Origin of the sequence: Pseudomonas sp. SWRI81 (assembly GCF_014268545.1) — a bacterium.
Taxonomy (GTDB): Bacteria; Pseudomonadota; Gammaproteobacteria; order Pseudomonadales; family Pseudomonadaceae; genus Aquipseudomonas; species Aquipseudomonas hamedanensis.
This window is the reverse complement of sequence record NZ_JABWQS010000062.1, coordinates 1-24649: the sequence shown is the minus strand read 5'-3', so window position 1 is coordinate 24649 and position 24649 is coordinate 1. Positions and strand designations below refer to the sequence as shown.

The window sequence follows — 24649 nt, the reverse complement described above, 5'->3', positions numbered from 1 at the left end:
CACTCGTAGCTCAGCTGGATAGAGTACTCGGCTACGAACCGAGCGGTCACAGGTTCGAATCCTGTCGAGTGCACCATATACCGAAAAGCCCGCGTTTAACGCGGGCTTTTTGCTGTCCGGGATTTGGCTTTTCCTTTCACACAGCCTCTTTCATCAAAATCAATTTGAGCACTGCGGCCTCGCTTGAGGTCGTAACGATAGCTTGTGGTTGATGTGCGCGTATTGATCTTGTCCGGCTTGCCCAGCGCACTTTCGACGTCCCGCTGGCTCATGCCGGCAATGACCTGCCGGTTGATGATCGCTTCACGCCGCTGGCTGCTATCGATCAGGTTTCCACATTTATGTTCGGCGCCGCCGATGATGCCCGGTTCGCGCCCCCTGTCTTTCATGTCTGTCACGGCTTCGTGATTGAACTCCGGCATGATCGCGACCCAGCCGGGTGAATAAGGATGAACCTGCTGAAGAGAAAGCTGCTCGCCGGCTGCGCAGCTCATCGAAGTAAAGGTGACGCTGCCGTCAGACGCTTGGCAACGATGAAGTGTGGTGGCTGTGGAAGGCGTGGTGTGGAGAAGGGCGGTCAATAGGATAAGTGCTGATTTTGATGGCATTCGATGTCCTCCATGACGATCTACGCTCAAGGGTAGTCGCTACTTTTTCCATTGCCGGTGTGTTTTCTTTTCAGGATGAGTCGTCGCATTTGCACAGGTCAGGAAGGCGCTCAGGTTTGTTGTGCAAGCGCTTGTTTCAGCCGTGATTTTTTAACGTTTTAAACCGTCAGGCGTGTATCATTGCGCCCGTCAGCCCCGCCGGGGCTTGTGGAAAACCTCCATGGACTTACCCAGTAGATATTCAGTACCCCGTTTTACCAATCATGAATTGACTGATTGATCCTTCCGGCGTGCCCCGCTGCTGGGAGTGGAGTTCGCCTATGTCCGAAATCGAAGTAAAGAAAACACAGGAAAGCCTGCAGGATCGCCTGGCTCAAGTCGTTGAGCTGCTGCAGCGTCAGCGTGTTGTTGAAGACCTGACTCATCGCCAGGAAGGCCCGCATCACGACCGGGTCGAAAACCTGGTCCACCGGCAAAATCTCGTCGAGTTGCAGCGCAAGCTCGACGATTTGCACTCCGCCGACGTCGCCTACATTCTCGAAGCCTTGCCGCTGGACGATCGCCTGACGCTCTGGCAACTGGTCAAGGCTGACCGCGACGGCGACATTCTGCTTGAAGTATCCGATTCCGTTCGGGAAACGCTGATCGCCGACATGGACGATCACGAGCTCCTGGCTGCGGCCAAGGACATGGATGCCGACGAACTCGCTGACCTGGCCTCCGAGCTGCCGCGAGACGTCGTCCATGAGCTGATGGAGAGCCTGGACAATCAGCAGCGCGAGCGTGTCCGCTCGGCACTCTCCTACGACGAGGATCAGGTCGGTGCGCTGATGGACTTCGAGATGGTGACTATCCGTGAGGATGTCAGTCTCGAGGTGGTGCTGCGTTACCTGCGTCGTCTCAAAGAACTGCCGGGGCACACCGACAAATTGTTTGTGGTCGACTACGACGGCGTGCTCAAAGGCGTTCTGCCGATCAAGCGTTTGCTGGTCAACGATCCGGACAAGCAGGTCGCCGAAGTAATGGCCAGCGATCCGGTGAGTTTCCATCCTGACGAAGACGCCTACGACGCCGCGCAAGCGTTCGAGCGTTATGACTTGATCTCGGCCCCGGTGGTCGACAAGAACGGCAAGCTGATCGGCCGTCTGACCATCGACGAAATGGTCGACCTGATTCGTGAGGAGAGCGAAAGCGAAGTCCTCAACATGGCGGGTCTGCGTGAAGAGGAAGACATTTTCGCGTCGGTGTGGAAATCCCTGCGCAACCGTTGGGCCTGGCTGGCAGTCAACTTGATCACGGCATTTGTCGCCTCTCGGGTGATCGGTCTGTTCGAAGGCTCGATCGAGAAGCTGGTGGCGCTCGCCGCGCTGATGCCCATCGTGGCGGGTATCGGTGGCAACTCGGGTAACCAGACGATCACCATGATCGTGCGCGCAATGGCACTCGATCAGGTCAGCACCGGCAATACGTCGCGCTTGATGCGCAAGGAGCTGGCGGTCGGCTTGATCAATGGTCTGGTCTGGGGCGGAGTGATTGGTGTCGTCGCCTATCTGCTGTACGGCAGCTGGTCGTTGGGCGTGGTGATGACTGCGGCGATGACGCTCAACCTGTTGCTGGCGGCGCTGATGGGTGTGTTGATCCCGATGACCTTGGCGAAGATGGGGCGCGATCCGGCCATGGGCGCCAGTGTGATGATCACCGCGATGACCGACAGTGGCGGCTTCTTTATCTTCCTGGGCCTGGCGACAATCTTCCTGCTCTGACTTGCCGCAATGAAAAAGCCCGTCAACATGACGGGCTTTTTTGTGCCCATTCGACTGCTGGTGATTACCTGTGGCGAGGGGATTGTGGTCTGCGCGCCAAATCGCAGGCAAAAAAAAGCCAGCAATCATGCTGGCTTTGAGGTGTTCGGTACAGCTCAGGACGCGTCTGCGGCCATTTCGGCGTCGTGGGCGATCAAGGACACCAACGCATTTTGCTGACGGTGAGACAGCTGGCGGAAACGTTGCAGCAGCTCGCGCTCGTGCAACGACAGCTCCGGGCTGTCCAGGCGCATGCTCAGCTCTTCGCCCAGTGCGCCTTCCTGAATAAGACTCTGCTCAAGGCGCGCAATGATTTCGGAGTTCATGCTGCGATGGTGATTGCGAGCCACTTCGGCAATGCGCTCACGCATTCCGTCTGGCAGACGTACGACAAACTTGTCAGCCGTACGGCTGGAATAAATTGCCTGTTTCATTGGGCGCATATATTTAACCGGTTAGTTCAGGGGAGCGGTTCTCGGAATTGGCCGCAGGATGTGTGGTAGGACAAGCATCCGCGCCAAATGGTTCAACCTGAATTGTTAAGAGGCGCGCATCATGCCTCAAAATTGCCAGATCATTGGCGTCAATTCTGTGACAAATATTGAGCTGGGTAAAGGCGTAATGCCAGCACCAATCATCAGAAATGCGGACTGGTTTGAAAGTTTCGCTGAGTCCGTGTCGCTGATCGCTTCGTGCTGCACATCAATGGATGCCCGAAGGCGCCAGAACGTGCATGCTATGCGGCTTTCTATCCTGTCTGTTCACTTGTACAGGATAGTGGCAATTTGCCGATTTACTAGGGCGAACACGCGTCAGAGGGCGTTTTCAGGATGGATGGCAAGGTTATTTATCTGATGGGGCCTTCTGGTTCAGGCAAAGACAGCCTGATTGACGCGGCGCGTGAGCCACTGGGGGCATTGGGTTGCCAAGTGATGCGCCGGGTTATTACCCGATCAGCGGAATCGGTGGGCGAAGAGGCGGTTGGGGTGAGCCCGGAAGAGTTTCTGCGCCGTCAGGATGCGGGTGAATTTTCTCTGGCCTGGGAAGCCAACGGTTTGTCTTATGGCATTCCGGTAGAAATGGACGAACGGTTAAAAAGCGGCTGCCACGTGTTGGTCAACGGCTCACGCGCAAACCTGCGGCAGGCGATGGAGCGTTATCCGAACCTCGTGCCAATTCTGCTGACTGTCAGGGATGAGGTGTTACGTGAGCGCCTGCTTCGGCGTGGCCGCGAGACCCCTGAGCAAATCGATGCGCGACTGGCGCGCAATGCGCTGTTCAGGGACCGCAGAGCAACGGATACACCGGTGCATTTGATTGATAATTCCGGCGATCTGGCAGACGCCGTCAAGCAGTTGCTGGACGTGATCCGGCTTAGCGCAGGACCGGATCGAACTTGATTTTGCGCCCGGCCACCAGCGCCAGCACGAACAACACCGCAAACACGCCACAGCCAACCAGCGGCAAGGTGATTTCGGTGTCCTCGAACAGCGCAAAATGCATGACGCCACTCAATAAGGCGAGGATCAGAAATCCTGCGGCTGATTTGGACATGCTGTACTCCTGAAGATGTTTCAAAAAACCAGACGTTCGGTCGTTTGTGTCGAGGCGTGCTCGGACTCGCTGACCACTTGAGCGGTTGAGTTGCCCTGATCGCTCAATACCGCCCACTGCGGCGCCTTCTGCACCTGTAAATAATGCGGCACACGCTTGGCCAGAGGTTCGGTTGTCTCGGGAACAAAATGAAAGCCCAGCAGAATCGCCAGAGCAATTGCGTTGGCAAGCAAGAGGCTAGTGTTCATGAGCGCAGCTCCGATGTTCTTTTATAAGAACAGGCAAAGCAGCCGTCGTGCCAACAGTCTAACCGCTATGAAGTCCTTTAAAAACAAGCATTTGAAAGGGTTTTCAGCCGGCGTCGGGTTGCAATCTGCATTGATGGCCTTCTGCGGCAGTGCAAATTGCACGGTAAATCTTCCCGCAGGATTGCAGGGCGCCTGCCTACACTTAAAAAGCCCTACGGACGACATGACAAAATCAGGCCCTGCCGTTAACATGCACGCCGTCTGTCGCGCCACGTTCCGTGCGCGCTGCGCCCGTGTCTCAGTAGCTCAATTGGATAGAGCATCCCCCTCCTAAGGGGAAGGTTGCAGGTTCGAACCCCGCCTGGGACACCATTCATTCCGCACCTGAAAGCCCCGTCGCCATCACTGGCGACGGGGCTTTTTTGCATGGCGCGCAGGCGACGAACTGCTGTGGCGGATCGCCAGATCTGTGCCTTACTTTTTCGCTCGCGGGAGAGGAGAGCCAATGATGCGACGTCGCGGTGCCCAGTATTGGTTGTGGACCAACAGCCGTTTAGCGCTGCACAGCCATGAAGAAGTGTTGAACAACGGCTGGCAGATCGAAGTGCAGGTGCGTGTCAGTCCCGCTGGCGTGACGCAGGTGTTTGTCGGCGTTTACACGCAGGAGGGGCGGGCGCTCGCTGAGGAGTTTCACGATCGCGGCGACGAGGTGTGCTGTGCGCTGTCATTGCGCTGGGGCGCCCAGCGCGCGCGTGAGATCGTGCTCGATCACCAGGTATTTGTCGCGCCGCACCGCACGCAGTGTGTTCTCAGCACCGTGGTGACCGATCCGCTGGTGCTGGCGCTGCGTCGGATGGACATGAACGAAGGCGAGCGCCTGAAGCTCAAGGCGGCTGATGCCTGGTCGGAATACCTTGAGGCCAAGGCGGCCGTGCTGGCGCTGATGCGGCGTACGCGCATCGATCCCGATGTCTGGGCCGACAGCAAGGCGCGTCTGCAGCAGGCGATCGATCGTCGGGTCTGCATTCAACGCGCCTATCTGCGTTGAGCGTCGTTACAGCAACTGCGAGCGGCGCAGGGCGTCGATGGCCTCTATCAGGTCGTCGTAGGCCACCGGTTTGCCCAAGTGCTGATTGAACCCGGCTTCGCGGGATTTCTGCACATCGCTTTGGGTGCCGTAGCCTGTCAGGGCGATGGCCGGGACGTTTTTCACCATTGGTAATTTGCGCAGCGCGTCCATCAGCTCATAGCCGCTCATCACCGGCATGCCCAGGTCGGAGATGATCAGGTCGAATCGGGTGTTTTCGGCGGCTTTCAAGGCGGCCACCGGATGATCGAACGCGGTGACCGTGGCGTCTTCCATTTCCAGCAGCATTTTCAGGGTGTCGAGTACTTGCGGCGAATCATCCACCAGCAGGATCTTGAGGCCGTCGAGCTTGCCGGATGCCGGTTCGATCTGCGGTGCCTCGGCGGTTTCGATGTTCTGCGCCAACGGCAGGCACACGGTGAAGGTGCAGCCGGCGCCCAGTCCCGGCGAGCTCACCAGAACCGTGCCGTGTTGCGCCTCGGTCAGTTGCCGCACCAATGACAAACCGATGCCAAGCCCTTGGCGCTGATGATGGGTGTGTTGCTTCTCCGCCTGTCCGAACAGGTCGAAAACATGTTCGAGATTGTCGGCCGCGATGCCGACGCCGTTGTCCTTGATCGCCAGTTTTGCCATGTGCCCGGCCTTGCTGGCGATCAGTTCGATGCGCCCGGTCGGGGGGGTGAACTTCAGCGCGTTGTTCATCAGGTTCCAGATGATCTGTTCCACCCGGGTCGGGTCGGCATGGATGATCAGCGGCTCTGTCGGCAATTGCAGCTCGACTCGCGTGGCGTGCTGCTCGTTCAACACCACAGTATGAATGTCGCGCAGCACGGCGCTGAGATCGACGTGGGTCATTTGCAGTTTGAGCTTGCCGGTGCGCACGCGCGCGACGTCGAGCAAATCATCGATGATCCGTGCCTGGCTGTTGACTGCGTCACAGATGGTATTGACGGCCTTGGTCGCCGGCCCAGCCGTGCGAATCATCGGCAGGCGACGCAACAGCTCGGCGTTGAGCTGAATCAGATTCAATGGATGCTTGAGTTCGTGGGACATCACCGCGAAGAATTCATCGCGCAGGGAAATGCTGTTGCGCGTCTGCAACAGCTCCTTGTTCTGCTCGTCCTGCTGACGTTTGTGCCCGGTCAGGTCGCGGGCGATTTTGACGTAGCCTTGCAGGTAATCGCCACTGAGCAGGGTGACTTCGCCACTGCAGAAGAAGCGGCTGCCATCCTTGCGCTGATGCCAGCGCTCGTCTTCGGCGCGCCCTTGCGCCCGGGCTGTAGACAGCTCGCATTCAGGCATGCCGGCGGCGCGGTCTTCAGAGGTGAAAATGAAATCGTAAAACGCGCCTTCGGCCTCGGCCTTGCTGTAGCCGAAAATCAGTTCGGCGCCTTTGTTCCAGCTGGTAATCACGCCTAATTCGTCAAGAATGATGATCGCGTAATCGCGGGTGCTCTCGGCCACCAGGCGCATGCGCTCTTCGCCCAGGCGCAGTTCTTCCTCGGCGGCGCGGCGTTTGGTGATGTCGATGAAGGTCAGCACGGTGCCATCGATATGGTCTTCGCTGGAGCGATACGGCAGCAGGCGGGCGATGTACCAGCGGTTATCAGTGCTGTTGACCTCGCGTTCGATCATGCTCAGCGACTCGAACACCTGCGCCGCGTCTTCGGCCAGGTTGGCGTAGTTGAGCCGATGTGTGATATCGAGTAGCGAGCGTCCGGTGTCCACCGGCAGCATGCTGAAAATATCCGTGGCCCGCGGGGTGAACCACTTGATGCGCATGCTGCGGTCGACGAACACCGTGGCGATGTCGGTAGAGGCAATCAGGTTGGTCAGGTAATCGTTGATCTTGTCGGTTTCTTCGACCTTGGTCTTGAGCTCGTAATTGACCGTCAGCAGCTCTTCATTGATCGATTGCAGCTCTTCCTTACTGGTCTCCAGCTCTTCGGTGGCCGAGCGCAACTCTTCGTTGATCGCCTGCATTTCTTCGTTGGAGGCCTTGAGCTCTTCGCTGGAAACCTCCGATTGTTCGATGGTGTCTTGCAGATGCAGCTTGGTGCGTTGCAGTTCGCGTTCCAGGTTCGACAGCACCTGGCTTTCGGTTTGCAGCAGCGTGGTGGTGGCGAATTCGTCGGGGTCGATTTCGGTTTCTTCGAAAATCACCAGCACGCATTCGCTGTCGGACTCTTCGTCCTTGTACGGCTGCGCGATCAGATCGACGCGGAACTGGCGGTCTTCACGCTTGAGTATCACCTCGCGCGAGCGCACGGTGAGGTTGCTCTGTTGCACCTGAAACAGCGTGGTGCGAATTTCCAGGCGCAGTTCCGGCAGGATCAGCGTCAGTACGTTGCGCGACAATTCACCGCCGACATGGCGCAGAAAACGCCCGGCGCTTTCGCTCATGTGCAGGATATCGGCGTTGCTGTCGACAATGATGCTCGGCGGCGCCGAACGTTCGATGGCGCGTCGATGAATGTCGGCGAAGGACAGCTTGGGTTGTTCGCTCGGCTTGGTCTGCGCAGGCGTCACGCTGTTGCGCACGTAACCGCCGCGGGGCATGGTCGGGGTGCGGCGGCTGTTCGGCGTACCGGTCCTGGCGCGGAAGATACGATTACGTTTGTCCACCGGGGCGAACAGTTCATGGCAGGCGTCAGCGCTTTCCGAGGTGCCGAGAAACAGAAAGCCACCCGGTCGCAGGGCAAAGTGAAACAATTGCAGGATTTCGCGCTGGACTTCGCGATCCAGATAGATCAGCAGATTGCGACAGCTAATCAGGTCGATCTGCGAGAAGGGCGGATCGGATAACAGGCTGTGTTTGGCGAACAGGACTTTTTCGCGGATTTCCTTACGGATCCGGTAATGCTCATCGTCCTTGACGAAATAATGCCGCAAGCGCGTCGGCGGAACGTCGGTGACAATGGCTTGCGGATACAGGCCGGCACGGCCGACGGCGATCGCGCGTTCATCGATGTCCGTGGCGAAGACTTGCAGGTTGGCCTTGCTGCTTTGCACCTGCAACTGGTCGTCGAGCAGAATCGCCAGGCTATAGGCCTCTTCGCCCGTCGAGCAACCGGCCGACCAGATACGTACTTCCTCCTTGTCATTGGAGTCCGCCACCGCTTGCACCAATTGCGGCAGCACGTCGCGCTCCAGCGCTTCGAAGGCTTCGCGGTCGCGGAAGAAATTGGTCACCCCGATCAGCATGTCGCCGAGCAAGGCCTTGGCTTCATCCGGGGTATTTTGCAGATAGGCATGGTATTGCGAAAGGTCGGCCTGGGCTGTGACCTGCATGCGCCGCTCGATGCGGCGCAGCACGGTCGCACGCTTGTAATGTTTGAAGTCGTGACCGGTGCTGCTGCGCAGGTGGATCAGAATATCGTGCAGACGTTGTTCGGCGAGGGTCGCTTCGTGTTCGTTGGCCGGTTTCAAGGCTTTCAGATCCGGATCGTTGGCGCAGGGCAATTTAATGACTTGGGAATTGCGCCACAACTCCATGAGTTTTTGTGGCATGTCGACCACCGGCAACACCAGGTCGGCCATGCGCGTTTCGATGGCGGCGCGCGGCATGCCGTCGAATTCGGCGTCTTCCGGCACTTGCACCAGCGTCACGCCGCCCTGTTCCTTGATCCGCGACAGGCCGACCGCGCCGTCGGAACCGGTGCCCGACAGCACCACGCAGAAAGCCCGTTCACGATGCACATCGGCGAGGTCGCGGAAGAACAGGTCGATGGCCGTGTGGCGGGCCAGTGGCGAGCCGGCGTCGCTGACGCGTAAATAGCCATCACTCATCGACAAGGACTTCGCTGGGGAAATCACATACACCCGGTTTTTTTCAATCGGCATGGGCTGGGTCACCTGCACCACCGGCATGCGCGTCGATTCCTGGATGATATTGTCGGCAATGCTTTGATGGTCCGGAGACAGATGCAGAATGATTACAAACGCCATGCCGGTGTCTTGGGGCATGTTGTCGAAAAACAGTTTGATCGCCTGCAAGCCGCCCGCAGAGGCGCCGATGCCGACCACCGGGAAATCCAGATGGCTGGGGCTCACGCCTTTGCGCTCAGGCGCTGCACGCGAGGAAGGTGTTTTCGAGTTCATGACTTCGAGCCTTTGACGGCGACACGTCAGGTCGCGAGTGGATCATAAATCGCACGGGTAACTGCGCAGGATAATCCTGTTTGCCGATTTTTTCCTTCCACAGTTTGCTCGGCGCGATTGCCGGCTGTTTCTGGGTGGACCCTGTCGAAGGCAGAAACGCACCAACAATCTTCAAGAGATTGCCCTGAGCGGCCGATAACCCGATCGGTCACTGCGGCGTCGCGCAAAAATGGTTGATAGCGTTTTACCGGCAGCTATCATCTGCGCGCCTGAAATTGCCTTCTCTTCAATTGTCTGGAAATCTTCGATGTCGTCGTATCACCAAAAGCGTTTTCTGATCGTCGATGATTTCTCGGATTTCCGCAGTTCCGTGCGCTCGATGCTGCGTGAACTGGGCGTCAAGGACGTCGACACCGCCGACACCGGCGAGCAGGCGCTGAAGATGTGCTCGCAAAAGTCCTACGATTTCATCCTGCAGGATTTCCATCTCGGCGACGGCAAGAAAAACGGCCAGCAAGTGCTTGAAGACCTGATGTCGGAAAAGCTCATCAGCCATGAAGCGGTGTTCGTCATGGTCACCGCCGAGACCAGTCAGGCGATGGTGCTCAGCGCGTTGGAGCATGAGCCGGACGCGTACCTGACCAAGCCGTTCAACCGTTCCGGCCTGGCCCAGCGGCTGGAGCGTCTGGAGCAACGCAAGACGTTGCTCAAACCGATTCTGCAAGCCCTCGATCGCGGCAAGCCGGCCGAGGTGCTCAATGCCTGTATTGCGCTGTGCAAGCAAGACATCCGTTATTCGCCGCTGTGCCTGCGTTACCGCGCCGATGCGTTGCGCGACATGAATCAGAACGAAGCGCTCGAGCGTCTTTACGACAGCATCATTGCCGACCGTCCGTTGCCTTGGGCCTTCGCCGGGCTGGGCAAATTGCTGTTCAAGCGCGGCCAGGTCGCTCAGGCCAAAGCGGTCTATGAAAAGGCGTTGAAAGTCTTTCCGATGATGCCGGCGCTGTACGACGGCATGGCCGATGTGCTGGTCGCCGAAGGTGACAGCAAAGGCGCGCAACGGGTGCTGGAAGAGGCGATTCGCCTGTCGCCGCTGGCGGTCCGGCGTCAGGCGTTGCTGGGCAAACTGGCGATGGCCAACGAAGATTTCGACACCGCCTCTCGCGCTTATCGTCAGGCCGTGGCACAGGGTGCGCAATCGCGTTTCAAGGATCCGGAAAGCAATCTGGGCCTGGCCCATGCGCTGATCAGCAAGGGCAGTGATCGTGGCCTCGACACGCGCACACGCCTGGAGATCAACACCACCCTCAGCGCGGTGGCCAAAGAGAACCCGAGCGATCCCGGCCTGCAAATTCGCGCGCGCCTGATGAAGGCCACCAGCCTGCTGCTCAACGATGCCGAAACCGCCGACAAACTCACCGAACAAGCACTGATGCGCCTCGACGGCATGGAACAGTTCATGAGTCCGGAAGCCGCGTTACTGGTTGCCAAGCAACTGCAAATGCTTGGTCAGGCCGAAGCGGGCACTTCCATGCTCAAAAGCTGCGCGGAGATTTACGGCGACGATCCGGCGGTAATGAAAGATATCGCCAAGCTCACCGATGACCCGACGATTCTCAGCTCCAGCAACGCGGCGGCCGACCTCAACCGACAGGGCGTGCGGGTCTACAAGACCGGCAACCTGGTGGAGGCCCGCGAAGTGTTCCGCAAGGCGCTGAAGCTGCAACCGAAGAACATCAGCATCGCGCTGAACATGGCCCAGTCGCTGCTGCACGGTACCGACACGAGCGTGCCGTCGGCAGAGCTGGAAGAATGTCGGGCCTGCCTGAAAACGGTCGGCCTGATGCCCGACACCGACGCGCGGTTTGCGCGTTATCAGAAGCTGAAAAGCAAGGCGTTTGGCGAATGAACCACGACAAGCAGGCGCTGGATTTTTCCACGGTGATTGCCTCCACCGTCCACGACATGAAGAACTCTCTGGCGATGCTGATGCAGGCCCACAGCCAGTGGCTGGCGCGCTTGCCCAAGGAGCTGCGCGAAGGCAGCGAGCAGGGCGTGATCGACTTCGAGTTCGCCCACCTCAACGGCATGCTGGTGCAGTTGCTCGGGCTGTACAAGCTGGGCGTCAACCAGATGCCGCTGCAACCGGCCTATCACGAGCTCGATGACTTTATCGAAGCGCAACTGGCGGCGCATCAGGACGTCTTCGCCAGCCGCGGCATCATTGCCACTTACGAAGTCGACCCGTTGAGTCCGCTGGGTTTCTTTGACCGCGAACTGATCGCCTCGGTGCTCGGCAATTGCATCAATAACGCGATCCGCTACGCCCGCGAATCGCTGCTGATTACCGTCAGCGACGAGGCGGGGCAACTGGTGCTGAGCATCAACGACGACGGCGACGGTTATCCGGCCGAGATGCTCGAGCGTCAGGCCGATTACGTACAGGGCATCAATCACAGCAGCGGCAGCACTGGCCTGGGCCTGTATTTCGCCCACCGCATCGCAGCCCTGCATCAGCGCAACGGGGTGGAAGGGCGCACCGAAATCAGCAATGGCGGCCCGTTGGGCGGTGGGGTGTTCAGCCTTTATCTGCCGTGATATCCACCGAGGCAATGTGTTTTTAATTGACACAAGGTCATTGGGAGATAAAGCCGGTCATGTTGCTTATCAAAATCGTCCGGACGTCATAGACGTCACTTTCACTTACTACTGTCACCATTGAGGTGTCTTTTGCCTGCAGGCTGCCTGACAACACGCGGCGCTCCAGTTGTCCTGTTGAAGCGTCCTTAGCAGAATCCTTAAAGGTGTACTCAACCGTGACTTTCTGGCCAACACTGGCGTTTGCCACTTTCTCCTTCATCGTCTCTGTGCTCATGATTTCCGATCTCTCTGATAAAGATTGCAAGTTCAATAACATCGAGTCGTCATGTTCATCGTTCGGGATCAGCTTGACCACTGTCAGATATGACAGGCTTTAATACCGGTTCCGAATTAGCAAGCGAACAATCCGGTCTAACCATGTTCCTCGACTTATGGTTATTTGCGAAGCGGTGACATAGCCAGAAACGACAAGGCCCAGAGCCAGTGAAGCTGCTGAAGACTGCGATCCTTTCTTGAAGATCAAAGTCAAAAGATCGCAGCCTCGTTGCACTCGTCAGCTCCTACAGCTCCCACAGAGTTTCGGATTTTGCTTGACGTTGCTTGATATTCCGAACAGCCGGAGCCTATTTTGTACGGGTCGCCGTTCGCGGCTCGCACAATAACAAGGATTGCGTCATGACAAGCGATGGCCAGGGTTCACTCGCGCAGCGATTGACCGGCATTGATGAGATTGAGTGTGTCACCCCGGATCTGAACGGTGTGCCACGGGGCAAGGTAATGACCGCCGAGGGATTCCTCGAAGGGCGGCGTTTGCAGTTGGCGCGGGGCGTGCTGCTGCAATGCATCATGGGCGGCTATCCGCCGGCGCGGTTCTACGGCAGCGATGACGGCGATCTGGCGTTGGTGGCCGACCCCGTGCAAATCCATCGCTTGCCGTGGAGCGACACGCCGCGTGCCCTGGCAATCTGCGATGCCGACGAGTTGGCCGGAGGGAGCTCCAGCCTGTCGACCCGAGGGCAGCTCAAAGCGGTCATCGCCCGTTACGCCGCGCGCGGGCTGGCGCCGGTGGCGGCGACGGAGCTGGAGTTTTTCGTTTTTGCGCCCAACACCGATCCGACGCAGCCGTTCCGCCCGCCGGTCGGTCTGGATGGGCGTCGCGAGGACGGCCAGTCGGCGTTCAGCGTCAGTTCCAATAACGGTCTGCGGCCGTTCTTCAGTGAAGTCTATAAATGCATGGCAGCCCTCGGCCTGCCGCGCGACACCTTCATGCACGAAATGGGCGTCAGCCAGTTCGAGATCAATCTGCTGCACGGTGATCCGCTGCTGCTGGCCGACCAGACTTTCCTGTTCAAGCATTTGCTCAAAGAGGTCGCGCTCAAGCACGGCCTGACCGTGGTGTGCATGGCCAAACCGCTGGCGCACACGCCGGGCAGTTCAATGCACATTCACCAGAGCATCGTTGAAATCGCCAGCGGCAGGAATGTCTTCACGGACTCGAACGGCGAGCCGACCGCCATGTTCCGCCATTTCATCGGCGGGCAGCAGGCCGGGCTGGCCGATTTCACCGCACTGTTTGCGCCGAACGTGAACTCCTATCAGCGCCTGTGCCATCCCTATGCATCGCCGAACAATGCGTGTTGGTCCCACGACAATCGCGCCGCCGGCTTGCGTATTCCCGCCAGCTCACCAGTTGCTCGTCGGGTCGAAAACCGTTTGCCGGGTGCAGATGCCAACCCCTACCTGGCGATCGCCGCCAGTCTGGCTGCGGGTTTGCACGGTATCGAACACGCGCTGGAGCCGACCGAGGCGATCCAGGGCGAATTCGCCGTGCCGGACAATCTTGCGCTGCCATGTACCTTGCACGCCGCGCTTGAACGTCTGAAACGTAGCCAATTGGCCAGGGAACTGTTCGGGTCGGAGTTCATCGAAGGCTACATCGCTTCGAAGACCATGGAGTTGACCAGCTTCTTTGATGAAATCACTCCCTGGGAGCGCCGTGTGCTGGCCGCCCAGGCCTGACGAACTGTCGCCACCGGACTATCGTTTTGATGGTCCGGTATTTATTGCAAGGAGCCGCTCGGAACGCCGATGCGCCAAATCTGGAAATCCTTTCGAGCGCTGTATTTCGCCTCACTGATGATGTTGATCGGTTCGGGCTTGTTATCCACCTATCTGGCACTGCGCCTGGCCGCTGACAACGTCGACGGCCTGTGGGTCGGTGCGCTGATGGCGGCCAACTATTTCGGCCTGGTGCTGGGCGGCAAGATCGGCCACCGGCTGATCGCCCGGGTCGGGCATATCCGCGCGTATTCGGCGTGTGCCGGGATCGTCGGCGCGGCGGTGCTCGGGCATGGCCTGGTGGACTGGCTGCCGGCGTGGCTGGTGCTGCGGACCATCGTCGGTCTGGGCATGATGTGCCAATACATGGTGATCGAAAGCTGGCTCAACGAGCAGGCGGACGCCAACCAGCGCGGCCTGGTATTCAGCGGCTACATGATTGCCTCGTACCTGGGCCTGGTGCTGGGGCAACTGATTCTGGTCATGCACCCCGGCTTGGGCCTGGAACTGCTGATGCTGGTCGCCCTGTGTTTTGCGCTGTGCCTGGTGCCGGTGGCCCTGACACGGCGGATTCACCCGGCGCCGCTGCACCCGGCGCCGATGGAGCCGCGCTTCTTTATCAAGCGCGTACCGCAATCACTGAGCACGGTGCTTGGCGCCGGGCTGATCATCGGTTCGTTCTACGGTCTGGCGCCGTTGTATGCCTCCCAGCAGGGGCTGTCGACCGAACAGGTCGGTCTGTTCATGGGTAGCTGCATTTTTGCCGGATTGCTGGTGCAGTGGCCGCTGGGCTGGTTGTCCGACCGCTATGACCGGGCGCTGCTGATTCGCTGCTTCGCCGGGTTTCTGGCGGTCGCGGCACTGCCGCTGGCGATTCTGCCGCAGGTGCCGCTGGAGGTTTTGTTTGTTGTTGGCTTCCTATGCTCGCTGGTGCAGTTCTGCCTGTATCCACTGGCGGTGGCCTTTTCCAACGACCATGTCGAGGGCGACCGACGCGTGTCGCTGACGGCGATGTTGCTGGTGACTTATGGCGTCGGCGCGAGTATCGGGCCGTTGCTGGCCGGTGTGCTGATGAAGTTTCTCGGCAGTCAGAGCCTGTATGCGTTTTTCAGTTTCTTTGCGCTGGTGCTGGTGTGGCGTATTCGCCCGAAAGCGGTGACCAATCTGCATCAGGTCGACGACGCGCCGCTGCACCATGTGGCGATGCCGGACAGCATGTCGAGTTCGCCGCTGGTGGCCGCGCTTGACCCGCGGGTGGACGAGCAGGTGGTGCAGGAGCAGATGGTGCAGGACCCGACGCCTTCAAGCTCTGAGCCAGAACCCGCCGCGCAACCGGAAGCGGTGGACGAAGATGATTTGACTAGCCGCGATGACAAACCTGCGCCGGATATCAGTGGCGCCAGACCCTGAGGTTTGCTGCACTAATTGTGGCGAGGGAGCTTTTCAGGCATGAAAAAAGGGCAGTCCTGCGAGGGGCTGCCCTTTTTTGTTGGTCGCTGCGACTCACATGTCGTCTTTGTCGAACCGGCGCGCTTCACGCTGCAACTGATAGACGAAGCGCTCAACGTTGCGCGCAGCCTGACCACTGATGTTGTGGAAACGCAGGCCGGCGAAGGTGATGTTAAGTTTTTCTTCGAAATGCAGGTAACGCAGTTCGACGGAGATGGGTTGGTTGCCGAACAGCGGCGGGGCGATCAGGCGATCGTAAACCTGGCCCAGTTGCAGGCGGTCAGTGATGTCGCCTTCGAACCGAAACTTGCAACCGGTCGCGGAAATATCCAACAGCTTGCCATGGAGAGCGGTCTTGAGCTTTTCGCCGCCCAGTTCAACGCTGACCAGATCGGTCAGTTTCAGCGCTGCGCGAAAGGCATTGCGACGCTGGTGGTAAACCACTTCGGTGGGCAGTGCACCGGTGTAGAAACGGTCACCGTCGGACTCTTCGATATTCAGCGTACCGGTGCATTCCCAGGCGATGCGCACGCCATCGTGAAAACCTTCGACCTTGAACGGCTCGCCGGCCTGCAGAAAGCGTTCGCCGTCACGCGGGATCATCTCATCGAGCGCGATCGAGGCGGTGTCACGATCAACCTTGATCAAGTAACTCTGAAAGCGCTGGCTGCGTTCGTGGAAGGTAATGATCAGCGGATCATGGCTGTCTTGCAGCTGGCGCAGGTTGCTGGAGATTTCCAGTGGCGTGGTGAGCACCTTCGGAGGCTGCGGAGCATCATCCGCGCTTAGGGTGTTGGACACGGTTCTTCAATCTCCAGACAAAATAAGACTACGACTGGCCAGTATTTTGCCAGTATGTTTCGCAGGTTGATAGTGCGTGGCCACCGAATGGCTCATGCCTGGCTGAGCGTACGCGGCTTGATCGGCTTGGCGAAGGTCCCGCTGGCGTCATACAGCGCTGGCGGCTCGCCGCCGGTGAGGATTTTCAGTTGGTTGGCCGTGGAGGCCTGCTGGATCTGGATCGACTGGCCATTTTTGATGTTGGCCGCCTGGCACTCCGCAATCAGGGCGGTCAGTGCGTCGCCTTGCTTGAGCAACTGCTCGCCAAGGCTTGACTGGCTGGCCAGTTGCGCAAGACCTGTGCGGTCAGTCGGCAGGTTGAGGCTGGCGAGGATTTCGCTGCGCTTGCGGCCATGCTGTTCAAGCAGAATGATCAAAGCCTGTTTGGTCGCCAGAATTTCTTCCAGCAGCGGCATGTCACGACCGTGCAAAGCGAGGGACTCGGTTTGCAGCAACTCTAGCAATTGTTGCGCTGGAGCAAAGTCGTCGTTGATCAATTGCAATAAATTAGTGTCGTGCATGGCTGGCCTTGGGGTTTAAGCGTCCAAAAGCCTGGCGCCGGCAAAAGCCTAGCGCTGGGCTTCGAAGTTGAGCAGTTTGCTGGCTACACGGTTGCTGTCGACTTTATAGCTGCCATCGGCAATCGCGGCTTTCAACTCGGCCACACGGGCTTTATCGACAGCAGGCTGATCGCGCAGCTTGTCAGTGACCTTCTGCAACTGTTGAGCCTCATTGCTGAGGTGTACCGATTCCCCGCTTTTTGCGGTACTGGCCGTTTCGGCCTGGGTATTCAGCGGCGCGGAGGGGCTGTTTTCAGCGCTTTCCTTGGCGTTGCTGGTACGTGTATTGCCGGTAAGTGGCGAGGAACTGTTCAAACGGTTGAAATCGATAACCATGATAAAAAACCTCTGGGAATTTGGACGCTTGCCATGTTTTCGGCTATCCCCTGGAAAACTTTAGGCACATTTATGCAATGAGCCTTGCCTGCGCCGGCGCGTGTTCTGCTGCGGCACAGTTTAGGGAACAGCCGGGGTCAGCGCCAGTTTTCTACATTGCCACTTCCACTTGGCCGGGCGCGGTGACTTGCGCCTTGATGACCCGCTGGGAGTTGAGGTTTTTCACCCGGATCTGTTCTTTCAGGCCGCCGTTGGCCAGCGCTTCGCCGGGCATCCGCACGGCCAATGTGCCGCTGCGGGCGGTAATGACGACTTGATCACCCTTGCGGATGACTTCGGCCTGTTCGAGATGGACCAGCGTAATCACCTGATCGGCGACCGTTGGTCGGGTCAATTTCTGTCCGATCGCTTCGTCCACCGACGTCAAAAAACCTTGATTGATCACGCTGACGTCGCGCTCGCGCAGGGTGACATCCTGCGGCTCGATAATCCCGGCGCGCTTGAGCGGGCGGGTGGTGGTGACAATCTCGCGAAACAGGCGGACTTGAGCGGGCACGAACACGGTCCAGGGCGAACTACCTTCGCAGCGAACCTTGACGGTGACGCGGCCCAGAGGGCGTGCCGGACTCTCCAGGGTCGCTGTCAATTCCTTGTCGCACATGGGCATGCGCAGCCGCGGATCGAGCTGGTTGACTTCGATTTCGTAGCGGCCTTCGGTTTGACTGGTAGCCAGATAGTCTTCTACGGTGAATTCAAGAAAGCCCTGAGTCACGCCGATAAGCATATCAGGCAAGGTAACCGCATCAGCATTGGCAGGACTGCCGGCAAATAGGCAAAAAACGGCGGACACCGCGCAAAGCCCTTTGCGAAGGGAGGATGTCAGGCGTCGGGAAAATGTCGTTTGAGCGTTCATACAGGTTAAAAAGCAAGCGCCGTGCCGTTTAGCAATAAATGTGCGTCGCAACAACACTTGGCGTTGGTGTAGGAGTCTGGGCATGGCTGGTGTAATGGATTCGGTGAACCAGCGCACGCAACTGGTAGGGCAGAATCGCCTGGAGCTGTTGTTGTTCCGTCTCGACGGCCAGCAGCTCTACGGGATCAACGTGTTCAAGGTTCGGGAAGTGCTGCAATGCCCGTCACTGACGTTGATGCCCAAGTCCAGTCCTGTCGTGTGCGGGGTGGCGAATATTCGGGGGGCGACCATTCCGATCCTGGATCTGGCAATGGCGACCGGCTCCGGTGCGTTGAAAGACAAGAAAAATCCGTTCGTGATCATCACCGAGTACAACACCAAGACCCAGGGTTTCCTGGTCCGCTCGGTGGAGCGCATCGTCAACATGAATTGGGAAGAGATCCATCCACCACCCAAGGGCACGGGCCGCGATCATTACTTGACCGCCGTGACTCGGGTGGACAACCAGCTAGTCGAAATCATCGACGTCGAGAAGGTGCTGGCCGAAGTGGCGCCGACACCGGAAGCGATTTCGGTGGGCGTGGTCGATGTCGAGACCCAGACCAAGGCGTTGTCGCTGCGGGTGCTGACGGTCGATGACTCGTCGGTGGCGCGCAAGCAGGTCACGCGTTGCCTGCAGACGATCGGTGTCGAAGTGGTGGCGCTGAACGACGGCAAGCAGGCGCTGGATTACCTGCGCAAGCTGGTCGACGAAGGCAAGAAGCCGGAAGAAGAGTTCCTGATGATGATTTCCGACATCGAAATGCCGGAGATGGACGGGTACACCCTGACGGCGGAAATCCGCGGCGACGCACGCATGCAAAAGCTCCATATCATCCTGCATACTTCGTTGTCGGGGGTATTCAATCAGGCGATGGTCAAGAAAGTCGGTGCTGATGACTTCCTGGCCAAATTCCGTCCTGATGACCTGGCATCCCGGGTAGTCGACCGGATCAAAGCAGCAGATATCAGCTAGGGGCCTTTTGTCCCTGGCGATCAACACGATTTAAGAGGCGGCATCATTGTCTACGGGTAATTTGGATTTTGAACAGTTCCGGGTCTTCCTGGAAAAAGCCTGTGGCATTCTGCTCGGTGAAAACAAGCAGTACCTGGTCTCGAGCCGTCTCAACAAACTGATGGAGCAGCAAGGCATCAAGTCCCTGGGTGAGCTGGTTCAGCGCATCCAGACCCAGCCGCGCAGCGGTTTGCGCGAGCAGGTGGTCGATGCCATGACGACCAACGAAACCCTGTGGTTTCGTGACACCTATCCGTTTGAAGTCTTGAAGAACAAGGTACTGCCTGAAGCGATCAAGGCCAGCCCCAACCAGCGTCTGCGGATCTGGTCGGCGGCGTGCTCGTCAGGTCAGGAACCCTATTCGCTGTCGATGTCGATCGACGAGTTCGAGCGCAGCAACCTCGGTCAGCTGAAAATGGGTGTGCAGATCGTTGCCACCGATCTGTCCGGCCTCATGCTCAACAACTGCAAGACCGGCGAGTACGACAGCCTGGCGATCGGCCGTGGTCTGTCGCCCGAACGGCTGCAACGCTACTTCGATCCGAAAGGGCCGGGGCGCTGGGTGGTCAAGGCACCGATCAAGAGCCGCGTGGAGTTTCGCTCGTTCAACCTGCTCGACAGCTACGCGGCGTTGGGCAAGTTCGACATCGTGTTCTGCCGCAACGTGCTGATCTATTTCTCTGCCGAAGTGAAGAAAGACATCCTGTTGCGTATTCACAGCACGTTGAAGCCTGGCGGGTATCTGTTCCTTGGCGCTTCGGAGGCGCTGAACGGTTTGCCGGATCATTACCAGATGGTGCAGTGCAGCCCGGGTATTATTTACCAGGCGAAATAACCGGTTTGCGGCGACACAAAAAACGGCAGTCCTTTTAGGCTGCCGTTTTTTTGCGCCTGAATATTCTCTTCGAAACGCCACTAATCCCCTGTAGGAGTGAGCCTGCTCGCGATCGCGGTCTATCAGACAACACATCAGCGACTGACACACGGCTATCGCGAGCAGGCTCACTCCTACAATGGATCAGCGGTGGGAGGGAGAATGAGGGCAAGCGGCAGAAAAGCGGCATCCGGCGGAAACCGGTTGCCGCTTTTCTGGCATTGCCGCTTTGCCCGTTCGACGCAAAGCCCCGGAATACGGGGCTTTGTCCGTTTGGCACGGCGCTTGCTAAAGCTCAGTTACGAAAAACCGGTCACCTGAAGGTTCCCGACATGAGCATCAGCTTCGACAAAGCGCTCGGCATCCACGAAAAAGCACTGGGCTTCCGCGCCCAGCGTGCCGAAGTGCTGGCCAACAACATCGCCAACGCCGATACCCCGAACTACAAGGCGCGTGACCTGGATTTCTCCAAAGTGCTCGAAGCACAGACCGAGAAGACCAAGACCGGCGGCCACTTTGCCCTGAACATGACCAACAGCCGTCACATCGAGGCTGAAGGCTTGGGCAATGGCGACGAATCGCTGATGTATCGCACACCGATGCAGCCTTCGATCGACCAGAACACCGTGGACGCTCAACTGGAACAGTCGAACTACGCGGAAAACGCCGTCGGCTTCCAGGCCAGCTTCACGCTGCTCAACAGCAAATTCAAAGGGCTGGTGTCAGCCCTGCGCGGAGAATAATTCATGTCCCTGTCCAGCGTTTTCAACATTGCCGGCAGCGGCATGAGCGCCCAGACCACGCGTCTGAACACCGTCGCGTCGAACATCGCCAACGCCGAGACGGTCTCGTCGAGCATCGACCAGACCTACCGCGCCCGTCACCCGGTGTTCGCCACCATGTTCCAGGGCGGCCAGGCTGGCGGCAGCAACTCGCTGTTCCAGAACCAGGACGCGGCCGGTCAGGGCGTGCAAGTGCTCGGTGTGGTCGAGGACGACAGCAATCTCGAAGCGCGTTACGAGCCGAACCATCCGGCGGCTGACGCCAAAGGCTACGTCTACTACCCGAACGTCAACGTGGTGGAAGAAATGGCTGACATGATTTCCGCGAGCCGTTCGTTCCAGACCAACGCCGAAATGATGAACACCGCCAAGACCATGATGCAGAAGGTGCTGACCCTCGGTCAGTAATAAGGGGCGACTGCCATGAGCGTTACCGATACCACCAGCTCCCTGAGCATGAATGACATCCTGTCGAACTCGTCGAAAAAGACCAGTTCGACCACCGATGGCATTGCCTCGGCGACCAACAGCAGCACCGGCGGACAAGCGCTGGGCAAGGACGCGTTCCTGCAGTTGCTGGTGACCCAGCTGAAAAACCAGAACCCGCTCGATCCGCAGGACAACAGCGCATTCGTTGCGCAGTTGGCACAGTTCAGCAGCCTCGAAGGCATCACCACGCTGAACTCCACCGTGAGTGGCCTTGCCGGCAACTACAACTCGTCGCAGGCGCTGCAAGCGTCGTCGCTGGTCGGTCGCAACGTGATCGTGCAAACCAATACCGCGCAACTCGACGATCCGAGCAAAGGCCTGACCGGTTCGGTCAACGTGCCATCGTCCATCGCCGGCGGCACCGTGACCATTACCGACAAGGATGGTAAAGCTGTCCGCACTATCGATCTGGGCAGTCGCGCCGCTGGCAGTGCCAGCTTCACCTGGGACGGCAAGGACACCGCCGGCACCGTGGTGCCCGTCGGGACTTACACCTTCAAGGCGAGCGCGCCGATCAACGGCACCGCGACGGACCTGGCGACTTACCTGCCGGCCACCGTCAACAGCGTGACGATCAGCCAGACCGGTGGCGAGCTGATGCTCAACCTGGCTGGCAAGGGCACCGTTGCCCTGTCCAAAGTACAAACCATTGGTATATAGAGCCGACTAACCCGGCATAAAGGAGTGGAATATGTCTTTCAATATCGGCCTTAGCGGTCTCTATGCGGCCAACAAGCAACTGGACGTGACCGGCAACAACATCGCCAACGTCGCGACCGCCGGGTTCAAATCCTCCCGCGCAGAATTCGAAGACGTGTACTCGTCGACTCGCCTGGGCAGCGGCAGCAAAGTGATCGGCAACGGCGTGCGCCTGGCCAACGTTTCCCAGCAGTTCACCCAGGGTGACATCAACAACACCGGCAACGTGTTGGACATGGGCATCAACGGTTCCGGTTTCTTCACCATGAGCAACAACGGCTCGATCTCGTACACCCGTGCCGGTACGTTCAAGGTCGACAACGCCGGCTACATCACCAACACCGACTACACCTCGCGTCTGCAGGGTTACGGTGTGGATGCCAACGGCAAGATCCTCAACGGTGTGCTGACCGACCTCAAGATCGATACTTCGAACCTGGCGCCCAAGTCGACTTCGGCGGTGACTTCGAGCATCAACCTGAACTCTTCGGCCCCCGTGATTGTTGATACCGGCGCTACTGCCGTGAAGTTCGACCCGTCGAAGCCTGAGACTTACACCAAGTCGTTCAGCACACCGATCTATGACACTCAGGGTAACTCCCACGTCATGGATCAGTACGTGGTCAAGACTGGCGAGAATACCTGGAAGGTTTACACCCTGGTTGATGGACGCAACCCGGATGCCACCGGTAGCGATCCAACCAACGCCGCCACGCCTCCGGTTGCTTCCACATTGACGTTCAACAGTTCCGGCAAATTGCTTCAGGTGAGTACACCTAGTACTTTGCCGGCGCCGGCGCCGAACCCGCTCATCAGCAGCGACTTGACGTTGAGTAACTGGAAACCAGGCACCGTGACCAATGGTGTTTTTACGCCTAACGGCGCGGCAGCAAATCCGGCTGGCGTGACCATTTCGATGGCCAAGACCACCCAGTACAACGCTGATACTTCGCGCACGATCCCGACTCAGGATGGCTACGCCACTGGACAGATCACCAACCTGACCATCGACGGTACCGGTACGCTGTTCGCCAACTTCAGCAACAACCAGAGCAAGGCGATTGGTCAGGTTGCACTGGCCAGTTTCACCAACGAGCAGGGCTTGCAGGCTGTCGGTGGTACTAGCTGGAAAGAGACTTTCGCTTCGGGTATTCCGGGCTACGACGCGCCGAAGACTGGTACGTTGGGTGAGGTGGTGTCCAACTCGCTGGAAGAGTCGAACGTTAACCTGACCAACGAGCTGGTTGATCTGATCAAGGGCCAGAGCAACTATCAGGCGAACGCCAAGACCATCTCCACTCAGAGCACCATCATGCAGACCATCATTCAGATGACTTGATGTGATCTGATTGCTGCACTGAAAACCGACGTCCTAGGGCGTCGGTTTTTTTTGCGCGCTGTCAGGCTTTTCTCAAATACCTACCGTTCGTCGGCAGCTGTGGTGCAGTAATTGCACTTGCCCCCAGCAGAAGAAGGGGCGCGTCAAACTTTCGCAGGTCATGGAGACCTCTGGTTGCAAGGCGGTTAAGCGTCTCATCAATGACCACGCTCAAAAGTACTCGGCCTTATCGAGGCGATTCTGAAGTATTGCGTTGACTATCGATTCATCAAAAAGGCAAGGAAGAAACAATGGCAGTTATAAACGGAACGTCGGGTACGGACACACTGGTAGGCACGTCAAGTGCGGATGAGTTGTATGGGTTTGCAGGAAATGACTCGCTGAGTGGCGGCGATGGCAATGACTTGCTGGACGGCGGAGCAGGTGCTGATGTCTTGAATGGCGGGAACGGTATCGATACCGCGTCTTATGCCAGCTCGACGGCAGGAGTAACCGTCAATCTGACCGCTGGAACAGGCGTTGGCGCAGATGCTCAGGGCGATACCTTGACGTCTATAGAGGCCGTGATTGGTTCTGCATTTAATGACATTCTCACCGCCCAAGCATCCGGCAACACTTTAAGCGGTGGCGCTGGTAACGACATCTACTACGTCAACGGCACTTCGGTAAACGTCGTTGAAGCGGTGGGCGGCGGTGATGACGAAGTACGGACCATCCTGCTCAATCACACCCTGGCAACCAACGTCGAACGCCTGACCTACGTCGGTACCGGCAACTTTGTCGGTTACGGCAACGCGTCGGACAACGTCATTACCGGCGGGGTCGGTAACGACTATCTGATGGGCGGCGCAGGTGCTGACCAGTTCATCGGCGGTGCAGGCACTGATACCGTGAGTTATACCGACAGCCCTGCGGGTGTAACGATCAACACCAAAACCGGAGTGAACTCCGGGATTGCTGCCGGTGATACCTACGTCGGCATCGAGATGCTGGCGGGCTCCGGCAGCAACGACACCTTTATCAGTGGTGCAACTGCCGATCAGTTTGATAGTTCGGGCGGTACTGACACCATTGACTATTCTGGGTCTTCCAGCGGTGTGACAGTAAGTCTGGTCGGAGGTGTTCTGGGTGTCGGTGGTGATGCCCAGGGTGACAAGCTGTGGAACTTCGAAACCGTCATCGGCTCGTCTTTCAATGACGTGTTGACCGGGCAAACCACGGGCAACGTCCTGAACGGCGGCGCCGGCGATGA

The 24649-nt window shown here is 58.4% G+C and carries 24 protein-coding genes and 1 tRNA gene; 15 read left to right on the top strand and 10 right to left on the bottom strand.

Annotated features, from left to right (window positions below):
- Positions 1 to 95: 95 nt before the first annotated feature.
- Positions 96 to 608 carry a cell envelope protein SmpA gene (locus HU765_RS25230; RefSeq protein ID WP_186623697.1) on the bottom strand — a complete coding sequence of 171 codons (513 nt, stop codon included), beginning with the start codon at positions 606 to 608 and terminating at the stop codon, positions 96 to 98.
- A gap of 320 nt (positions 609 to 928) precedes the next feature.
- Here HU765_RS25230 and mgtE point away from each other — a divergent pair, with 320 nt between their 5' ends.
- A complete protein-coding gene (mgtE, locus tag HU765_RS25225; protein WP_186529805.1) occupies positions 929 to 2371 on the top strand; it encodes a magnesium transporter in 1443 nt (480 codons plus the stop codon).
- Positions 2372 to 2526: 155 nt separating this feature from the next.
- Here the strand turns inward: mgtE and HU765_RS25220 are convergent, their stop codons facing one another.
- Positions 2527 to 2853 (bottom strand): Arc family DNA-binding protein, encoded by a 327-nt coding sequence (locus tag HU765_RS25220; RefSeq protein ID WP_010226671.1) that lies wholly within the window; start codon positions 2851 to 2853, stop codon positions 2527 to 2529.
- A gap of 387 nt (positions 2854 to 3240) precedes the next feature.
- Here HU765_RS25220 and phnN point away from each other — a divergent pair, with 387 nt between their 5' ends.
- Positions 3241 to 3810, top strand: coding sequence for a phosphonate metabolism protein/1,5-bisphosphokinase (PRPP-forming) PhnN (gene phnN / locus HU765_RS25215; protein ID WP_186623695.1), 570 nt, complete (start codon positions 3241 to 3243; stop codon positions 3808 to 3810).
- On the opposite strand, the gene HU765_RS25210 is transcribed toward phnN, so the two are convergent.
- Together HU765_RS25210 and HU765_RS25205 are read right to left on the bottom strand one after the other, a co-directional pair.
- Positions 3785 to 3964, bottom strand: coding sequence for a PA3371 family protein (locus HU765_RS25210; RefSeq protein WP_186552340.1), 180 nt, complete (start codon positions 3962 to 3964; stop codon positions 3785 to 3787). The genes phnN and HU765_RS25210 overlap by 26 nt on opposite strands.
- A 20-nt stretch (positions 3965 to 3984) precedes the next feature.
- Positions 3985 to 4212: a hypothetical protein gene (locus HU765_RS25205; RefSeq protein WP_186552339.1), complete on the bottom strand. Its 228-nt coding sequence runs from the start codon at positions 4210 to 4212 to the stop codon at positions 3985 to 3987.
- 295 nt (positions 4213 to 4507) lie between these two features.
- Here HU765_RS25205 and HU765_RS25200 point away from each other — a divergent pair.
- Together HU765_RS25200 and HU765_RS25195 are read left to right on the top strand one after the other, a co-directional pair.
- Positions 4508 to 4584: transfer RNA gene (locus tag HU765_RS25200), tRNA-Arg, on the top strand.
- A 136-nt stretch (positions 4585 to 4720) separates the two neighbouring features.
- A complete protein-coding gene (locus tag HU765_RS25195; protein WP_186623700.1) occupies positions 4721 to 5260 on the top strand; it encodes a hypothetical protein in 540 nt (179 codons plus the stop codon).
- A 6-nt stretch (positions 5261 to 5266) separates the two neighbouring features.
- On the opposite strand, the gene HU765_RS25190 is transcribed toward HU765_RS25195, so the two are convergent.
- On the bottom strand, positions 5267 to 9400 hold the full coding sequence (locus HU765_RS25190) for a CheR family methyltransferase (protein ID WP_186623693.1): 4134 nt from the start codon (positions 9398 to 9400) through the stop codon (positions 5267 to 5269).
- Positions 9401 to 9707: 307 nt separating this feature from the next.
- Between HU765_RS25190 and HU765_RS25185 the strand changes: the two genes are divergently transcribed.
- On the top strand, positions 9708 to 11312 hold the full coding sequence (locus HU765_RS25185) for a tetratricopeptide repeat-containing response regulator (RefSeq protein WP_186623691.1): 1605 nt from the start codon (positions 9708 to 9710) through the stop codon (positions 11310 to 11312).
- Entirely contained in the window at positions 11309 to 12001 is a 693-nt protein-coding gene (locus HU765_RS25180) for a HAMP domain-containing sensor histidine kinase (protein ID WP_186552335.1), read from the top strand. Before HU765_RS25185 ends, HU765_RS25180 begins: the two co-directional genes overlap by 4 nt.
- A gap of 37 nt (positions 12002 to 12038) precedes the next feature.
- On the opposite strand, the gene HU765_RS25175 is transcribed toward HU765_RS25180, so the two are convergent.
- Positions 12039 to 12278 carry a hypothetical protein gene (locus tag HU765_RS25175; protein ID WP_186552334.1) on the bottom strand — a complete coding sequence of 80 codons (240 nt, stop codon included), beginning with the start codon at positions 12276 to 12278 and terminating at the stop codon, positions 12039 to 12041.
- 503 nt (positions 12279 to 12781) lie between these two features.
- Between HU765_RS25175 and HU765_RS25170 the strand changes: the two genes are divergently transcribed.
- Together HU765_RS25170 and HU765_RS25165 are read left to right on the top strand one after the other, a co-directional pair.
- Positions 12782 to 14023, top strand: a complete 1242-nt coding sequence (locus HU765_RS25170) for a glutamine synthetase family protein (RefSeq protein WP_186623699.1) — start codon at positions 12782 to 12784, stop codon at positions 14021 to 14023.
- Positions 14024 to 14092: 69 nt separating this feature from the next.
- On the top strand, positions 14093 to 15472 hold the full coding sequence (locus HU765_RS25165; protein WP_186623690.1) for an MFS transporter: 1380 nt from the start codon (positions 14093 to 14095) through the stop codon (positions 15470 to 15472).
- Positions 15473 to 15565: 93 nt separating this feature from the next.
- Here the strand turns inward: HU765_RS25165 and HU765_RS25160 are convergent, their stop codons facing one another.
- The 4 genes from HU765_RS25160 to flgA form a co-directional block, all read right to left on the bottom strand.
- Entirely contained in the window at positions 15566 to 16312 is a 747-nt protein-coding gene (locus HU765_RS25160) for a flagellar brake protein (protein WP_186623689.1), read from the bottom strand.
- A gap of 92 nt (positions 16313 to 16404) precedes the next feature.
- The gene (locus HU765_RS25155; protein ID WP_186623685.1) at positions 16405 to 16872 is read right to left on the bottom strand and encodes a flagellar protein FlgN; all 468 of its coding nucleotides are present in this window, start codon (positions 16870 to 16872) and stop codon (positions 16405 to 16407) included.
- Between the two features lie 48 nt (positions 16873 to 16920).
- Positions 16921 to 17247, bottom strand: a complete 327-nt coding sequence (gene flgM / locus HU765_RS25150; RefSeq protein ID WP_186552330.1) for a flagellar biosynthesis anti-sigma factor FlgM — start codon at positions 17245 to 17247, stop codon at positions 16921 to 16923.
- A gap of 151 nt (positions 17248 to 17398) precedes the next feature.
- Positions 17399 to 18160, bottom strand: coding sequence for a flagellar basal body P-ring formation chaperone FlgA (gene flgA / locus HU765_RS25145; protein WP_186623698.1), 762 nt, complete (start codon positions 18158 to 18160; stop codon positions 17399 to 17401).
- A gap of 82 nt (positions 18161 to 18242) precedes the next feature.
- Between flgA and HU765_RS25140 the strand changes: the two genes are divergently transcribed.
- The 7 genes from HU765_RS25140 to HU765_RS25110 form a co-directional block, all read left to right on the top strand.
- On the top strand, positions 18243 to 19175 hold the full coding sequence (locus tag HU765_RS25140) for a chemotaxis protein CheV (RefSeq protein WP_103304087.1): 933 nt from the start codon (positions 18243 to 18245) through the stop codon (positions 19173 to 19175).
- A gap of 46 nt (positions 19176 to 19221) precedes the next feature.
- Positions 19222 to 20049 carry a protein-glutamate O-methyltransferase CheR gene (gene cheR / locus HU765_RS25135; RefSeq protein ID WP_186529772.1) on the top strand — a complete coding sequence of 276 codons (828 nt, stop codon included), beginning with the start codon at positions 19222 to 19224 and terminating at the stop codon, positions 20047 to 20049.
- 371 nt (positions 20050 to 20420) lie between these two features.
- Positions 20421 to 20831, top strand: a complete 411-nt coding sequence (gene flgB, locus HU765_RS25130) for a flagellar basal body rod protein FlgB (protein ID WP_016773613.1) — start codon at positions 20421 to 20423, stop codon at positions 20829 to 20831.
- A gap of 3 nt (positions 20832 to 20834) precedes the next feature.
- Entirely contained in the window at positions 20835 to 21278 is a 444-nt protein-coding gene (gene flgC, locus HU765_RS25125) for a flagellar basal body rod protein FlgC (RefSeq protein WP_186552329.1), read from the top strand.
- 15 nt (positions 21279 to 21293) lie between these two features.
- Complete coding sequence (gene flgD / locus HU765_RS25120) at positions 21294 to 22019, top strand: flagellar hook assembly protein FlgD (protein ID WP_186623684.1); 726 nt, start codon at positions 21294 to 21296, stop codon at positions 22017 to 22019.
- 31 nt (positions 22020 to 22050) lie between these two features.
- Complete coding sequence (gene flgE / locus HU765_RS25115) at positions 22051 to 23397, top strand: flagellar hook protein FlgE (protein WP_186623683.1); 1347 nt, start codon at positions 22051 to 22053, stop codon at positions 23395 to 23397.
- Positions 23398 to 23687: 290 nt separating this feature from the next.
- Positions 23688 to 24649 (top strand): calcium-binding protein (locus tag HU765_RS25110; RefSeq protein WP_272974967.1); only part of this gene is annotated, 962 nt, incomplete at its 3' end.

What these genes read in the sequence shown, in the direction of transcription:
- flgA (WP_186623698.1), bottom strand. Translation starts at nt 18,160, where the DNA reads ATGAACGCTCAAACGACATTTTCCCGACGCCTGACATCCTCCCTTCGC.
- HU765_RS25205 (WP_186552339.1), bottom strand. Translation starts at nt 4,212, where the DNA reads ATGAACACTAGCCTCTTGCTTGCCAACGCAATTGCTCTGGCGATTCTG.
- mgtE (WP_186529805.1), top strand. Translation starts at nt 929, where the DNA reads ATGTCCGAAATCGAAGTAAAGAAAACACAGGAAAGCCTGCAGGATCGC.
- flgM (WP_186552330.1), bottom strand. Translation starts at nt 17,247, where the DNA reads ATGGTTATCGATTTCAACCGTTTGAACAGTTCCTCGCCACTTACCGGC.
- flgC (WP_186552329.1), top strand. Translation starts at nt 20,835, where the DNA reads ATGTCCCTGTCCAGCGTTTTCAACATTGCCGGCAGCGGCATGAGCGCC.
- HU765_RS25140 (WP_103304087.1), top strand. Translation starts at nt 18,243, where the DNA reads ATGGCTGGTGTAATGGATTCGGTGAACCAGCGCACGCAACTGGTAGGG.
- HU765_RS25210 (WP_186552340.1), bottom strand. Translation starts at nt 3,964, where the DNA reads ATGTCCAAATCAGCCGCAGGATTTCTGATCCTCGCCTTATTGAGTGGC.
- HU765_RS25180 (WP_186552335.1), top strand. Translation starts at nt 11,309, where the DNA reads ATGAACCACGACAAGCAGGCGCTGGATTTTTCCACGGTGATTGCCTCC.
- flgE (WP_186623683.1), top strand. Translation starts at nt 22,051, where the DNA reads ATGTCTTTCAATATCGGCCTTAGCGGTCTCTATGCGGCCAACAAGCAA.
- HU765_RS25190 (WP_186623693.1), bottom strand. Translation starts at nt 9,400, where the DNA reads ATGAACTCGAAAACACCTTCCTCGCGTGCAGCGCCTGAGCGCAAAGGC.
- HU765_RS25155 (WP_186623685.1), bottom strand. Translation starts at nt 16,872, where the DNA reads ATGCACGACACTAATTTATTGCAATTGATCAACGACGACTTTGCTCCA.
- flgB (WP_016773613.1), top strand. Translation starts at nt 20,421, where the DNA reads ATGAGCATCAGCTTCGACAAAGCGCTCGGCATCCACGAAAAAGCACTG.
- phnN (WP_186623695.1), top strand. Translation starts at nt 3,241, where the DNA reads ATGGATGGCAAGGTTATTTATCTGATGGGGCCTTCTGGTTCAGGCAAA.
- HU765_RS25185 (WP_186623691.1), top strand. Translation starts at nt 9,708, where the DNA reads ATGTCGTCGTATCACCAAAAGCGTTTTCTGATCGTCGATGATTTCTCG.
- HU765_RS25195 (WP_186623700.1), top strand. Translation starts at nt 4,721, where the DNA reads ATGCGACGTCGCGGTGCCCAGTATTGGTTGTGGACCAACAGCCGTTTA.
- HU765_RS25175 (WP_186552334.1), bottom strand. Translation starts at nt 12,278, where the DNA reads ATGAGCACAGAGACGATGAAGGAGAAAGTGGCAAACGCCAGTGTTGGC.
- HU765_RS25220 (WP_010226671.1), bottom strand. Translation starts at nt 2,853, where the DNA reads ATGCGCCCAATGAAACAGGCAATTTATTCCAGCCGTACGGCTGACAAG.
- HU765_RS25165 (WP_186623690.1), top strand. Translation starts at nt 14,093, where the DNA reads ATGCGCCAAATCTGGAAATCCTTTCGAGCGCTGTATTTCGCCTCACTG.
- flgD (WP_186623684.1), top strand. Translation starts at nt 21,294, where the DNA reads ATGAGCGTTACCGATACCACCAGCTCCCTGAGCATGAATGACATCCTG.
- HU765_RS25230 (WP_186623697.1), bottom strand. Translation starts at nt 608, where the DNA reads ATGCCATCAAAATCAGCACTTATCCTATTGACCGCCCTTCTCCACACC.
- HU765_RS25170 (WP_186623699.1), top strand. Translation starts at nt 12,782, where the DNA reads ATGACCGCCGAGGGATTCCTCGAAGGGCGGCGTTTGCAGTTGGCGCGG.